We start from the raw sequence: 13,218 nt of genomic DNA, 5'->3' as shown, positions 1-13,218 counted from the left end.
TCTCATTCAGAAACCACAGGGTAATCTTGTTTCATCGTCGTAACAAACACAGGGATAGCGCCATGAGCAAAATTTTTGAGGACAACAGCCAGACTATCGGTCACACCCCGCTGGTTCGTCTCAACCGTGTTACCAAAGGCCGCGTGCTGGCCAAGATCGAGAGCCGCAACCCCAGCTTCAGCGTCAAGTGCCGTATCGGTGCCAACCTGATCTGGGATGCCGAGAAGCGCGGCATCCTGACCAAGGGTAAGGAGATCATCGAGCCCACCAGCGGCAACACGGGTATTGCTCTGGCCTTTGTCGCGGCAGCTCGCGGCTATCCCATCACCCTGACCATGCCGGCCACCATGAGCTTGGAGCGCCGCAAGCTGCTCAAGGCGCTCGGTGCCAATCTGGTGTTAACCGAAGGGCCCCTCGGCATGAAGGGGGCCATTGCCAAGGCCAATGAGATCCTCGAATCCGAGCCGGGCAAGTATGTGTTGCTGCAACAGTTTGAAAACCCGGCCAACCCGGAGATCCACGAAAAGACCACCGGCCCCGAGATTTGGGATGCCACTGACGGCGAAGTGGATGTGTTCGTGGCCGGGGTCGGTACCGGCGGTACCATTACCGGTGTCTCCCGCTATCTGAAGCAGACTAAAGGCAAGGCGGTGGTCTCTGTCGCGGTCGAACCGGCGGAGTCGCCGGTCATCAGCCAGAAGCTGGCCGGGGAAGAGATCAAACCGGGCCCCCACAAGATCCAGGGGATCGGCGCCGGCTTTATCCCGGGCAACCTGGACCTCTCCCTCATCGATGGGGTGGAGAAGGTGACCAGCGATGAAGCCATCGAGATGGCTCGCCGCCTGATGGAGGAGGAGGGGATCCTGGCCGGTATCAGCTCCGGTGCTGCGGTGGTGGCTGCCAGCCGTCTGGCCGAGCTGCCGGAATTTGCGGGCAAAACCATCGTGGTCATCCTGCCGAGTGCAGCTGAGCGTTACCTCTCCAGCGCCCTGTTTGCCGGGGTGTTCAGCGAGCAGGAACTGCAGCAGTAACTGATCGGAATCTTTCAAAACAGCGGCGCTCCCAGGAGCGCCGCTTCTTTATGGGCTAGACTCAACCCCTGTTAGTGTCACTTGATCCTTATTTTTTGGGGTAAAATAACAAGTTCCGGAGTGAGAAAAAAAGCAGACATTCCGCTCTAAATCTCATATCCTGTGCGGCGTCACGCGGTGTTTGCTGGCTGGGTATCACAAAGTAACAAAGTGTTATTTTTCGTTATAAAATAATTTCAGGCCAGTCCTGATGCGGCTTGTAGCCCAATAACTGAAAATTGCCAACCAGCGCGCCGATTACTGCACAGAAACTTGACCTGGATTAAACCATTGCGGGTCTGCTTTCGTTACTTTACAACATATCCATACTGACACGGTGGGTCAGGTTGCTTCAAAAACGACCAATCCACCAAAAAATATCAATAATATGGGGTGAAACCATGTACGAGAAGTCTGTTGTTATTACTGCTGAAAACGGCCTGCACACCCGTCCGGCAGCTCAGTTCGTGAAAGAAGCCAAAGAATTCCAAAGCGAGATCACTGTGGTCTCCGGTGGCAAGTCCGCCAGCGCCAAGAGCCTGTTCAAGCTGCAGACCCTGGGCCTGACCAAGGGTACCAACGTAACTATCCAGGCTGACGGCCCGGATGCTCAGCAAGCTGTTGAGAAGCTGGTTGCCCTGATGGACGAGCTGGAGTAATCCAGCTTTAGATTCCTCCCCCACAGTCGTTTTAATAGGAAGGATTATGATATCTGGCATTCTTGCGTCCCCCGGTATCGCATTCGGTAAGGCGCTTCTTCTGAAAGAAGATGAAATCGTTATCAATCAGGGCAAAATCTCTGCTGACCAGATTGATGCCGAGATCAACCGTTTCCTCGAAGCTCGTACCAAGTCAGCTACCCAGCTGGAAGCCATCAAAGAGATGGCCGGTCGCACCTTCGGTGAGGAAAAAGAGGCCATCTTCGAAGGCCACATCATGCTGCTCGAAGATGAGGAGCTGGAAGGGGATATCAAATCCTTCATCAAAGAGAACAAGGCTTCCGCTGACAAAGCCATCTATGAGGTGATCGAACAGTACGCCAAGATGATGGCCGAGCTGGATGACCCTTATCTGCGCGAACGCGCTACCGACTTCCGTGACATCGGTACCCGTCTGGTCAAGAACGTACTGGGCATCGCCGTTGTCAACTTGAGCACCATCGACGAAGAGGTGATCCTGGTCGCCAAAGACCTGACCCCGTCTGAAACCGCTCAAATCAACCTGAAATATGTGCTGGGTTTCGTCACCGACATCGGTGGCCGTACCTCTCACACCTCCATCATGGCCCGCTCCCTGGAGCTGCCGGCCGTGGTAGGCACCAACGACATCACCGAGCGCGTCAAGAACGGTGATATGCTGGTGCTGGATGCGATCAACAACCAGATCATCATCAATCCGACCGCTGAACAACTGACCGAAGCCAAGAAGTTCCAGGCTCAGTTCCAGGCCGAGAAAGATGAGCTGGCCAAGCTGAAAGATCTGCCCGCCATCACTCTGGATGGTCACCAGGTCGAAGTGTGCGCCAACATCGGTACCGTCAAGGATACCGAAGGTGCCATCCGCAATGGCGCCGAAGGCGTGGGTCTGTACCGTACCGAGTTCCTGTTCATGGATCGTGACGCGCTGCCGACCGAAGAAGAGCAGTTCAAAGCCTACAAAGAAGTGGCCGAAGCGATGCCGGATCAGCCGATCATCGTGCGTACCATGGACATTGGCGGCGACAAAGAGCTGCCGTACATGAATTTCCCGAAAGAGATGAACCCCTTCCTGGGCTGGCGTGCCGTGCGTATTTTCTTCGACCGCGAAGACATCATGCATGCTCAGCTGCGGGCCATTCTGCGTGCGTCTGCCTTCGGCAAACTGCGCATCATGTTCCCGATGATCATCTCTGTCGAAGAGTTCCGTAGCCTGAAAGCTACCGTAGAGACGCTGAAAGCCGAACTGCGTGCCGAAGGCAAAGCCTTTGATGAATCCATCGAAGTGGGTATCATGATCGAGACCCCGGCCGCTGCCGTGATGGCTCATCATCTGGCCAAGGAAGTGGATTTCTTCAGTATCGGTACCAACGACCTGACCCAGTACACTCTGGCTGTCGATCGTGGTAACGAGATGATCTCCGCCATGTACAACCCGCTGTCACCCTCCGTCCTGACCCTGATCAAGATGGTTATCGATGCGTCCCACGCCGAAGGCAAGTGGACCGGTATGTGTGGTGAACTGGCTGGTGACGAGCGCGCTACCCTGCTGCTGCTGGGTATGGGTCTGGATGAGTTCTCCATGAGCGCCATCTCTGTACCGCGTATCAAGAAGCTTATCCGCAACACCAACTTCGAAGATGTGAAGGCAATGGCTGATCAAGCACTGAGCTTTGCCACCGCCGCCGAAATCGAAGCATGCGTAGATAACTTTATTAAGCAGAAAGCAGTCTGCTAAGATCGGCTGCAAACAGCGACAAATCATCTCTAGGAGCTTTATATGGGTCTGTTTGATAAACTGAAGAAACTGGTTTCCGACGATAGCTCTGACACCGGCGGCATCGAAATCTTTGCTCCGCTGTCTGGCGAAATCGTGCCGATCGAAGATGTGCCTGACGTTGTCTTCGCCGAGAAGATCGTTGGTGACGGTATCGCCATCAAACCGGCTGGCAACAAGATGGTTGCTCCGTGCGATGGCACCATCGGCAAGATTTTCGAGACCAACCACGCGTTCTCTCTGGAATCCGACTCCGGTATCGAGCTGTTCGTTCACTTCGGTATCGACACCGTTGAACTGAAAGGCGAAGGCTTCAAGCGTATCGCTCAGGAAGGTCAACAGGTCAAGCGCGGCGACACCATCATCGAGTTCGATCTGGCCGTTCTGGAAGCGAAAGCCAAGTCTACCCTGACTCCGGTTGTCATCTCCAACATGGACGAGATCAAAGAGCTGATCAAAATGACTGGTGCCGTGACTGTGGGCGAGACCCCGGTTATCCGTATCAAGAAGTAATGCCCGGCTGGCTCACGCCAGTTGCGCAGTAAAAAACCGAAGCCTTGTGCTTCGGTTTTTTTATGGCCGCGAGTGGGCTTTCCGTTCTGGTTACCACTCTATTCCGTCGAGATGACAACCCGGTTACGGCCCTGATCCTTGGCCTGATAAAGGGCCCGGTCTGCCATCATCAGCAGATAGTCGATGCTCTCCTGCCCCTTCATGCTGGCACACCCCAGACTGATGGTGAGAGATAGCTGCGTCCCCTGCCATGGCAAGCGGGTGATACTGACATGCTGGCGCAGCTGTTCGGCGCGCCGTGCCGCCTGTTCAATATCGCAACCAGGCAGGATCAGCAGGAACTCTTCTCCGCCCCAACGGGCCAGACTCTCCCCCGGCAACAGCTGGCTCGCCATGGCGTGGGCGACGGCGCAGAGCGCGGCATCACCCGCAGGGTGGCCGTAGCGGTCATTGACCTGCTTGAAATGGTCGATATCTCCCAGTACCACCGAGAGGGGCTCACCCTGCAACCAAAGGGCCTGCAGCTGTTGCTGGGCGCCGCGCCGGTTGGTCAGTTCGGTGAGCGGATCGGTGCAGGAGAGGCGGCTCACCTCTTCCACCATGCACTGCAGGTCGTGGATATCGCGAAAGGTGACGATATGGCCATCCGGGATGGCATCGGCACCCAGCTGGGCAGTGACGATAAACCAGCGTGACTGACCGCTCTTGCAGCGGATCAGCGCAGGCATCTCGGCGACCTCCAGCCCTTGCGACAAGCTCTGTTCCACCTGGGAGTGCCAGGCGTCGATGATGGTGCGGCGATACCCTTCATCCGGGTAGGCGACCTGAAACCAGGAGGCCATGTCCGGCAGATCGTCAAGGTTGTAGCCCAGTTGCTCAATAAAGGCTTTATTCAGGAAGCGGTGGCGCCGCTGCGGGATCATGTCGGGTGAGCAGCCATCGTGACGGGCAATGGATTCGGACACCAGAATAGGCAGCGGGATCACATCGAAGGAGCGAAACAGGATCTGTTGCAGTTCTCGGTCATTCATAGGAAAAGCAGCTCCACGATGCATCTTTTATATGCTTTACCATAGGTCAGACCAGTGTGGTGGTAAACCGATTTATGGCGGTTACGCCGCCGGTTTTTCAGCCAATGGCAAAGGCGAGAAAATGGCGGAGTTGTTTGCCGTGGCCGTATCGGGTGAAAGCTGGGCAGGCTGAGGAGAAGCGGCGGGGCAAAAGGGTCAAAAAAACCCACATGGTCAGGCACATGTGGGTCGGGAAAAACCAGGCAGGGTAAAACAGACACTCCCTGTGTCGGTCATCTTCAGCTCAGGTGGAGGTGGTCCATCTGCTGGAGCTTTTCGGGCCAGGGCCCCTGCTGGTGGTCACCAAATCTTCACACGCTCGGAAGGTGGCAGATAGAGCTTGTCTCCCGGCTTGATAGCAAAGGCACTGTAGAAGGCCGGTATGTTGACGACGACGCCGTTGACCCGGTACTCCAGCGGCGAGTGGGGATCTGTCTTGAGCAGAACGGCAGCGAGCTCGGGCCGGTACTTTCCTTTCCACACCTGCGCCCAGCCGATAAAGAAACGCTGCTCGGCAGTGAAGCCATCGAGCACCGCTGGCAGGCGGTTGCCCAGGGCGAGCCAGTAAGCCTTGTGGGCGATGGTCAAGCCGCCGAGATCGCCGATGTTCTCGCCAAGGGTCAGCTGGCCATTGACATGCTCCCCCTTGATGGGCTCGAAACGGTCGTACTGTTTCGCCAGTTTTTGCGCTCTGGCGGTGAACTCCTTGAGATCGGTCGCCGCCCACCAGTTGTGCAAGGCACCGTTGCCATCGAATTTGGCCCCCTGATCATCGAAACCATGGCTCAGCTCGTGACCGATGACCGCGCCGATGGCGCCATAGTTGACCGCATCATCCGCCTTCAGATCGAAGTAGGGCGGTTGCAGTATGGCTGCCGGGAAGACAATCTCGTTGTTGTTCGGGTTGTAGTAGGCATTCACCGTCTGCGGATTGTCGAACCACTCCTCCCGATCCACCGGTTGATGGAGGCGGGCAAGGTGCTCGTTGTAACGCACCGTGGCCGCGCGCTGGGCATTGCCGACCAGATCATCGGGACGGATCTCGATTGCGCTGTAATCCTGCCACTGGTCGGGATAGCCGATCTTGACCCGTACCTTGGCCAGTTTTGCCAGCGCCTGCTGTTTGGTCGGGGCAGACATCCAGTCGAGCCCACCGATCTCCTGGCGATAGGCGGCGATCAGATTGCGCACCATGGTCGCCATCTGTGCCTTGGCTTCGGCCGGGAAGTAGCGCTCCACGTAGAGTTTGCCCACCGCCTGACCCAGATAGTCGTCCAGCACCTCCATGGCCTGCTTCCAGGGCTCCCTCTGCCGTGGGATGCCGCTCAGGGTCGTACCGTAGAAAGCGAAGTGCAGGGCATTGCTCTGGCTGTCGAGATAGGGCGCATAAGTGCGTAGCAGATGGAACAGGCAGTAGGATTGCCACTGCGCGATGCTGGTCTCCTGCATCACGGCGGTCAGCTTCTCCAGATAGTCCGGCTCACTAACGATGATCTCCCTTTCCCCGGCGATACCGGCCTCTGCCAGGTAGCGTTGCCAATCCAGCGTGGGCAGCAACTGACTGAGGCGGGCGAGGGGTAGTTTGTTGTAGGTGAGGTTGTCATCCCGCAGCTTGACTCTGTCCCACTGCAGGCTGGCGAGGCGGGTCTCCAGCGGCCTGTTCGCTCGCCCCCTCGACGCCGGCATGGTTGAGCAGGGCGGTAATGAACTGCTCGTAGCTGGCCCGCAGTGCCTTGCTGGCGGCATCTGCTTTCAGGTAGTAGTCCCGATCCGGCAGACCGAGGCCGGATTGCTGCAGGTAGATCCCGTAGCTGTCAGGCTGCTTCTTGTCGGCCATGAACCCGATACCAAAGGGAGCGCCGCCCCCCAGCTTGTTAACACGGGCAAAGTAGGTGGCTAGCGAGGCGCTATCATGGATGGCCATGATCTCGTCGCGCAGTGGCTGAATGGGGGTCAGCCCTTTGGCATCCCGTCCGGCCTGATCCAGATAGCTGGCGTAGAGATCGGCGATCTGCTGGCGAGGGGTTCCGGCTTGTTGCGGGCGCTTGAGCAGCTCCTCCAGCAACACCTTGCGATCCTCCAGCGACTTGTCCGCCAGCAGATTGCCGATGGTCTGCCCCGGCAGGTCATCCGGTATTTGGGTCTGGGCCAGCCAGTTGCCGTTGACGTGGCGAAACAGATCGTCCGCCGCGCGCACGCTGTTATCCATGCTGGCCAGATCCACCCCGGAGTGGCCGCTGGCGGCACCGACGCATGGCGCGAGGCCAAGCAGGGCCAGCGCAATGAGGCTGGCGATCATGCTGCGTTGCTGTTTCATCGTGAGTGTCCTGTATGGAGAGTCGGTGGTGAATTGGCTGTAACCGCTGGCCAATCAGCTGCGAACGACCGAGAGGAAGCGACCGTCGTGATCGAAGGTGCAGGTAAAGTCGACCGCATCATCGTCGGTCTCGTACTGGCCATAGACCTTGTATCTGTGGCCACTCTCTTCTGCCGACTCGGTGGTGATATCGCGCGGGGAGACATGAAATTTGCTGGCCGCTTCCCCCGAGCAGTAGCGGGGCATCTTGCTGGTGGCCATATGCTGGTCATCGCTATCGTCATGTTGGCCATCATGCTCGTGTTTGTTATCGCTGTGCTTTTTCCCGGCGTAATAGCCAGCGGCGCCGATGGCACCCAGCGCAGCTGCACCTATCAGGACTTTCTTGGTGTCCATATTCTGGCAGCCGCTCAATGCCAGACAGGCGGCCAACCCCATTACCATCAAGGAGTATTTCATCTCTCGGATCCTTTCAATTATCAAATGAGCAAGTCGGTGTCAGCCGGACGGTGGTCACAGGGCCCGGCGCGGGAATGGCGCTACTTTGCAATGGTCAGGATGAAGAGAACACTCAAATAAAATTAAAAAAAGTTATAAAAGTCCGGGAGCCGGAGCGAGCGGAGCATGGGGTAAGCGGTGAGGGGAGAAGAGCATAGGTTTGATCCACGCAGTCAGTTGCTTTGTGACTTAAGTTATTGTTTTTATGCTTTTATTTCTCTTTATATTTTATCAAGTGCGATGGCCGCACTGTTGCGTGGCTTTCACTGATGCTGGCAATGGATCACTGTCTCTATCGCCATAAACTGGGCATAAAAAAGCCGCTCACCAGGGTGAGCGGCTGTTGCCATCAGATTCATGCAGTTCGCTATCAGGCTGGCTGCTTGCCATCTTCTGCGGGCGGCGGCAGAGCGGCGGAGTTGGACTCCACCTTCTGCTCTTCGCCCTGCATGTTCTTGATGTAGACATCCATCTGGTTGAAGGCGATCTCGATGCCATTCTCGCGGAACAGCTGGTCGATCTTGCGGTTCAACTCGTCCACCGCCGGGTTGCGATCACCCAGTTCGCTCACGAAGAAGCGCAGCTCGTGATCCAGCGTGCTGGCGCCAAAGGTGAGGAAGTAGACGATGGGGGCCGGGTCTTTCAGTACCCGACTGTTTTCGTCCGCCGCCTGTTTCAGCAGGGTGCGGGTCAGCTCCAGATCCGAGCCATACGCCACGCCCACCCGTACGATCACCCGGGTGACGGTGTCACTCAGCGACCAGTTGATGAGCCGTTCTGTCATCAGCTGCTGGTTGGGGATGATCACCTCTTTGCGGTCGAAGTCGGTCAGGGTGGTGGCGCGAATGCGGATCCGCGAGACGGTACCGGAGAAGGAGCCGATGGTGACGGTGTCACCGATCCGCACCGGACGCTCGAACAGGATGATGATGCCGGAGACGAAGTTGGAAAGAATTTCCTTCATGCCGAAACCGATACCGACTGACAGACCACCCGCAACCCACTGCAGCTTGTCCCACTGCACGCCCATCATGGAGAGAGCGGTGAGGGAGCCAAAGCCGATCAGCACGTAGTTGAGCATGGTGGTGATGGCGTAGGCGGTCCCCTGAGCCAGGTTGAGCTTGGAGAGCACCAGCACCTCCAGCAAGCCCGGCAGGTTGCGCGCCAGTGACCAGGCTCCGCCGAGCAGCAGGAAGCCGATCAGCACGTCACTCAGGCTGATGGGGAACAGCACGGCGTTGGCGCCGGTGCCTTCGCTGCGGTGCCACAGCACCATGCTGTCGAGGTAGGAGAAGACCGCCACCAGATCGGACCAGAGCCAGTAGAAGGCGACGCCGAAGATCAGCATCAGCACGGTACGGGTCAGACGCAGGGACTGCTGGCTGACATCCTCCAGATCCATGGGCTGCTCTTCGATGGACTCGCCACCTTCCGCATCTTCCGAAGATTTGTGCTCACGCTTGGCCACCGCACGGCGGTAGGCCAGACGACGGGCAGCCAGCTCCAGACCACGCAGGGCGGTGCGGTAGACCAGGCTCCAGATGATGATGAGGTAGAAGGATTCGATCAGGCGACCGGTCAGCTTCAGCGCGGTGTAGTAGTAACCGAGCACGGCCAGCACGATCAGCGCCACCGGTGCCAGCGCCAGGGCGATGGCGATCAGCGACTTCTGCATGCTCGCCTCGCCCTTGATGCGGGCGCGGGAGATGGGGAACACCAGATAGGCGGCCAGCCCCAGCAGGGTCAGGGTCATGGCCTGACCGATCACGTCGTTGCCCAGGGTGGAGGGTTCAACCACCGCCTTGGTTGCAAGCATGATGAGCGGCAGCAGTGGCAACCAGATGTAGCGCATGCTGTTGCGCTTGGCCTGCAGCTCCGCTTTCGGGATCCGGAAGTGGGTTTCGGCGATGCCGCCCGGGCGCATCACCGCCAGATAGACGCTGAACACCAGATAACCGAGGGCGAGGTTCAGGGTGATCTGGAACATCAGCTTGGGACTGAGCAGACCGCAGTAGGTGAGCAGCAGACCGCCAGCCAGAATGAACATGCTGCCCGGCAGGCGTTGCAGCACGGTATAGAGCAGGGCGCGCGGGGTGTGCCACTGGCTGTCTTGACGGAAACGGCCAAGGTCCTTGGTGATCTTCTTCTCGCGCTCAACCAGCGCCGGACGTTTCCAGACCAGCAGGCCGCCGATCAGCAGCAGCGGGAAGGCGAGCAGGGAGATCCCCAGCAGCTCTTCGCGCCAGCGTTTCCAGTCCGGTTTCAATACCCAGTCGGATGCCTGTTTGTATGCTTGGGCGGGCCAGCTGATAAACCACTTGCTGTCGATGGGCTTGTTGCTGCTTACCCAGAAGATGTGTTGCTGCAGGGTAAATTCGATAGAGGCATAGACCCGCGCCAGCTGCTGCTGGGTCAGCTGCAGGCTGATGGCGTTGGTGAGCTGGCTGTCGAGTTGGCGGTTGAGCTGATCGAGCAGATTGATGCGGGTATCGAGCAGCTTGGCAAGGCTCTGCTTGTCCTCCTCGCTGACCGGATCCTTGCTGCCGGCGATCAGATTGTCCAGATAGAGGTTCTTCTGGAACAGCTGGTCACGCTGTTGGCTCAGTTCAAACTGGGCCAGATGCAGATCGGCGATCTGCTCTTCCAGGTTTTTGACGGCGATGGTGGGCGCCGCTTCCAGCTGCTGGTAGAGCTGATAGAGGATGCGTGACAGCAGCAGATTGCCCTTGAGCATCTGCACCTGTTCATTGAGGTTGCGCTCGGTCTGGATGCCGCGCTCCAGCCAGCTCTTGGCTTGCAGGTTTTTCTGTACCAGCGAGTTGAGGCTGGTGGTGGCACCGATCAGCTGCTGGCTGAGCTGGTGGTTGAGCTCCTGCTCTTTTTGCACCAGCGGGCTGTCTTCGGTCGCCACCAGTTCACCGGTCTGCTCGGCGGTTTTTTCGGTGTCGCCGAGGCGCTTGGCGCTGCTCTGATCCTGCAACAGCTGCAGTTTCTGCTCTTCGCTGGCGAGACGGGCACTCTGGTAGTCGCGCTGCTTGATCGCCAGATCCTGCATGCTGGTACGGTTATCCAGCTCCTTTTGCAAGTGGGCCAGTTGCAGGTCGAGCAGGGCCAGCTCGGCACCGAGCTTCATCTTCTCGGCGCTGGAGACGCTTTCACCTGCGTTGAGGCGGGTACGGATCTCCTGACTGCGCTGGTAGGCGCGGCTCATGCTGGCCTGGGCCCGCTCCGGCAGGGTCTGCAAGCTGGTGAGCTGGCTGCCGATGGCGCCGAGGGCCTCCTGAGCCGCCTGCATGTTGGCCAGCACTTCCGGCTGACGACTGTCGAGCTCTGCCAGACTCATGCTGGCGTATTCGCTCTTGATCTGCTCGGCACTCTTGCCCTTGGTCAGTGCATCGAGCTTGGCACTGATCTCTCTGAGTTCGGTGGGCAGGTTGCGGATCCGCTGGGCCTGGGTCTTGGCCTTCGCCTCTTCCTTGTCGATGCTGTCGAGCAGTCCGAGGGTTTCGGTCAGCAACTTCTGATCCGCTTGCTGACTGACGGTCAGGGTCTCTGATTTACCCAGACCATCCAGCGCTCGCTGAACTGCGTTGCGAGAGGGGACATCTTGCGCCATGGCTTGCGGAACGCAGAGGCTGGCAAGGAGACAGAGCAGCGGCAACAGGGTGGCCGAGACTCTTTTAAAACGTATTGAGGGCATATAACTTCCGGGTTATTACGCGATATTCGGGAGATTTCCCGCATAGATTAAATTCGCGTGGATTCTAACACCGGGCTTGTCAGGTAAGCAGGGGGGAGGGACAAAAAAAACGGCGCCCGCAGGCGCCGTTTTCAACTCGTTCAGCTCTGATTAAAGAACGTGAACAGAAGCGGTGTTGGTGGTGCCGCTCGGTACCAGAGCACCGGAGACCATCACAACCACGTCACCTTTCAGACCCATGCCGATTTCCAGCGCGGCTTCTTTACCGATGCGATAGAAATCGTCGGTAGAGGCGATGCTGTCAACCACGTGGGCAACCACACCCTTGGTCAGAACCAGCTGGGCAGCAGTTTTCTTGTTGGTGGTGATAGCCAGGATCCAGGCTTTCGGGAAGTACTTGCGAATGGCCTTGGCAGATTTGCCGCCTTCGGTAGCAACCACGATCAGCGGGGCGTCCAGCTTCTCGGAGGTCTCTACGGCGCCTTTACATACGGCTTCGGTGATGCGCAGCTTCTTGCTGTCGTTGGCAGCAGACAGGTTGGACGGCATCACGGCATCGGTACGCTCGCAGATGGTGGCCATGATGGTCACGGCTTCCAGTGGGTACTTACCCTTGGCGGATTCACCGGACAGCATCACTGCGTCGGTACCGTCTAGGATGGCGTTGGCCACGTCACCAGCTTCGGCGCGGGTCGGACGCGGGTTCTTGATCATGGAGTCCAGCATCTGGGTGGCAGTGATAACCACTTTGCGGGCTTTGTTGCACTTGGCGATGATCATCTTCTGGGCGAAGATAACTTCTTCAACCGGGATCTCTACACCCATGTCGCCACGAGCAACCATGATGCCGTCGGAAACAGCCAGGATCTCGTCGAAGTTGTCCAGACCTTCCTGGTTTTCGATCTTGGAGATGATCTGGATGTTCTCGCCACCGTGGGCTTTCAGGTGCTCACGGATTTCCAGAACGTCTTCTTTCTTACGGATGAAAGAAGCAGCAACGAAATCAACGCCTTGCTCGCAACCGAAGATCAGGTCGCGCTTGTCTTTCTCGGCCAGGGCCGGCAGCTTGATGGAGACGCCCGGCAGGTTAACGCCTTTGTTCTCGCCCAGGTCACCGTTGTTCAGCACTTTACAGATAACTTCGCGCTCGGTGATTTCGATAACGTCCAGACCGATCAGGCCGTCATCAACCAGGATGCGGTTGCCGACGCGCAGATCGTTGGCGAAACCTGCATAGGTCACGGCCACTTTGTCTTTGTTGCCAACCACGGTCTGGTCGGTGGTGAAGGTGAAAGTCTGGCCAGCGACCAGCGCGACGTCGTTGCCGCCTTCCAGCTTCATGGTACGGATTTCCGGACCCTTGGTGTCCAGCAGGATAGCTGCGTGCTTGCCGGTCTCGGCCATTACAGCGCGCAGGTTGCTGATGCGGCTGCCGTGCTCGGCGTAGTCACCGTGGGAGAAGTTCAGGCGCATGACGTTCATGCCGGCGTCCAGCATTTTGGCCAGCATTTCTTTGGATTCGGTCTTCGGACCGATGGTGCAGACAATTTTGGTCTTTTTCATGTCAATCTTCATGGT

At 57.8% G+C, this 13,218-nt stretch carries 8 protein-coding genes and 1 pseudogene; 4 read left to right on the top strand and 5 right to left on the bottom strand.

Annotated features, from left to right (window positions below):
* The first annotated feature begins 62 nt into the window (after nt 1–62).
* From cysK to crr, 4 genes are all read left to right on the top strand, one after another.
* Nucleotides 63–1,031, top strand: a complete 969-nt coding sequence (gene cysK / locus AB5Z02_RS14970) for a cysteine synthase A (RefSeq protein WP_368216339.1) — start codon at nt 63–65, stop codon at nt 1,029–1,031.
* A 440-nt stretch (nt 1,032–1,471) separates the two neighbouring features.
* Nucleotides 1,472–1,729 carry an HPr family phosphocarrier protein gene (locus tag AB5Z02_RS14965; RefSeq protein WP_005338266.1) on the top strand — a complete coding sequence of 86 codons (258 nt, stop codon included), beginning with the start codon at nt 1,472–1,474 and terminating at the stop codon, nt 1,727–1,729.
* Between the two features lie 46 nt (nt 1,730–1,775).
* Nucleotides 1,776–3,503, top strand: coding sequence for a phosphoenolpyruvate-protein phosphotransferase PtsI (gene ptsI / locus AB5Z02_RS14960; protein WP_019446785.1), 1,728 nt, complete (start codon nt 1,776–1,778; stop codon nt 3,501–3,503).
* 42 nt (nt 3,504–3,545) lie between these two features.
* Nucleotides 3,546–4,055, top strand: a complete 510-nt coding sequence (gene crr / locus AB5Z02_RS14955) for a PTS glucose transporter subunit IIA (protein WP_005338264.1) — start codon at nt 3,546–3,548, stop codon at nt 4,053–4,055.
* Between the two features lie 98 nt (nt 4,056–4,153).
* Here the strand turns inward: crr and AB5Z02_RS14950 are convergent, their stop codons facing one another.
* The 5 genes and pseudogenes from AB5Z02_RS14950 to pykF form a co-directional block, all read right to left on the bottom strand.
* Complete coding sequence (locus tag AB5Z02_RS14950) at nt 4,154–5,086, bottom strand: GGDEF domain-containing protein (RefSeq protein WP_368216337.1); 933 nt, start codon at nt 5,084–5,086, stop codon at nt 4,154–4,156.
* A 339-nt stretch (nt 5,087–5,425) separates the two neighbouring features.
* Nucleotides 5,426–7,442, bottom strand: a pseudogene (locus AB5Z02_RS14945) (M13 family metallopeptidase).
* A gap of 54 nt (nt 7,443–7,496) precedes the next feature.
* Nucleotides 7,497–7,901 carry a hypothetical protein gene (locus AB5Z02_RS14940; RefSeq protein ID WP_368216336.1) on the bottom strand — a complete coding sequence of 135 codons (405 nt, stop codon included), beginning with the start codon at nt 7,899–7,901 and terminating at the stop codon, nt 7,497–7,499.
* Between the two features lie 409 nt (nt 7,902–8,310).
* Nucleotides 8,311–11,640, bottom strand: coding sequence for a mechanosensitive channel MscK (mscK, locus tag AB5Z02_RS14935; protein ID WP_136501503.1), 3,330 nt, complete (start codon nt 11,638–11,640; stop codon nt 8,311–8,313).
* A gap of 150 nt (nt 11,641–11,790) precedes the next feature.
* Nucleotides 11,791–13,203, bottom strand: a complete 1,413-nt coding sequence (gene pykF / locus AB5Z02_RS14930) for a pyruvate kinase PykF (RefSeq protein WP_100654233.1) — start codon at nt 13,201–13,203, stop codon at nt 11,791–11,793.
* Between the last annotated feature and the right edge of the window lie 15 nt (nt 13,204–13,218).

It is taken from the genome of Aeromonas sp. R2-3 (genome assembly GCF_040908375.1).
Classification (GTDB): domain Bacteria; phylum Pseudomonadota; class Gammaproteobacteria; order Enterobacterales; family Aeromonadaceae; genus Aeromonas; species Aeromonas veronii.
This window is presented reverse-complemented; position numbering and strand designations above follow the sequence as displayed.

Excerpts from the sequence above, each read along its gene's own strand:
- AB5Z02_RS14950 (WP_368216337.1), bottom strand. The coding sequence starts at position 5,086 with ATGAATGACCGAGAACTGCAACAGATCCTGTTTCGCTCCTTCGATGTG.
- AB5Z02_RS14965 (WP_005338266.1), top strand. The coding sequence starts at position 1,472 with ATGTACGAGAAGTCTGTTGTTATTACTGCTGAAAACGGCCTGCACACC.
- pykF (WP_100654233.1), bottom strand. The coding sequence starts at position 13,203 with ATGAAAAAGACCAAAATTGTCTGCACCATCGGTCCGAAGACCGAATCC.
- ptsI (WP_019446785.1), top strand. The coding sequence starts at position 1,776 with ATGATATCTGGCATTCTTGCGTCCCCCGGTATCGCATTCGGTAAGGCG.
- cysK (WP_368216339.1), top strand. The coding sequence starts at position 63 with ATGAGCAAAATTTTTGAGGACAACAGCCAGACTATCGGTCACACCCCG.
- AB5Z02_RS14940 (WP_368216336.1), bottom strand. The coding sequence starts at position 7,901 with ATGAAATACTCCTTGATGGTAATGGGGTTGGCCGCCTGTCTGGCATTG.
- crr (WP_005338264.1), top strand. The coding sequence starts at position 3,546 with ATGGGTCTGTTTGATAAACTGAAGAAACTGGTTTCCGACGATAGCTCT.
- mscK (WP_136501503.1), bottom strand. The coding sequence starts at position 11,640 with ATGCCCTCAATACGTTTTAAAAGAGTCTCGGCCACCCTGTTGCCGCTG.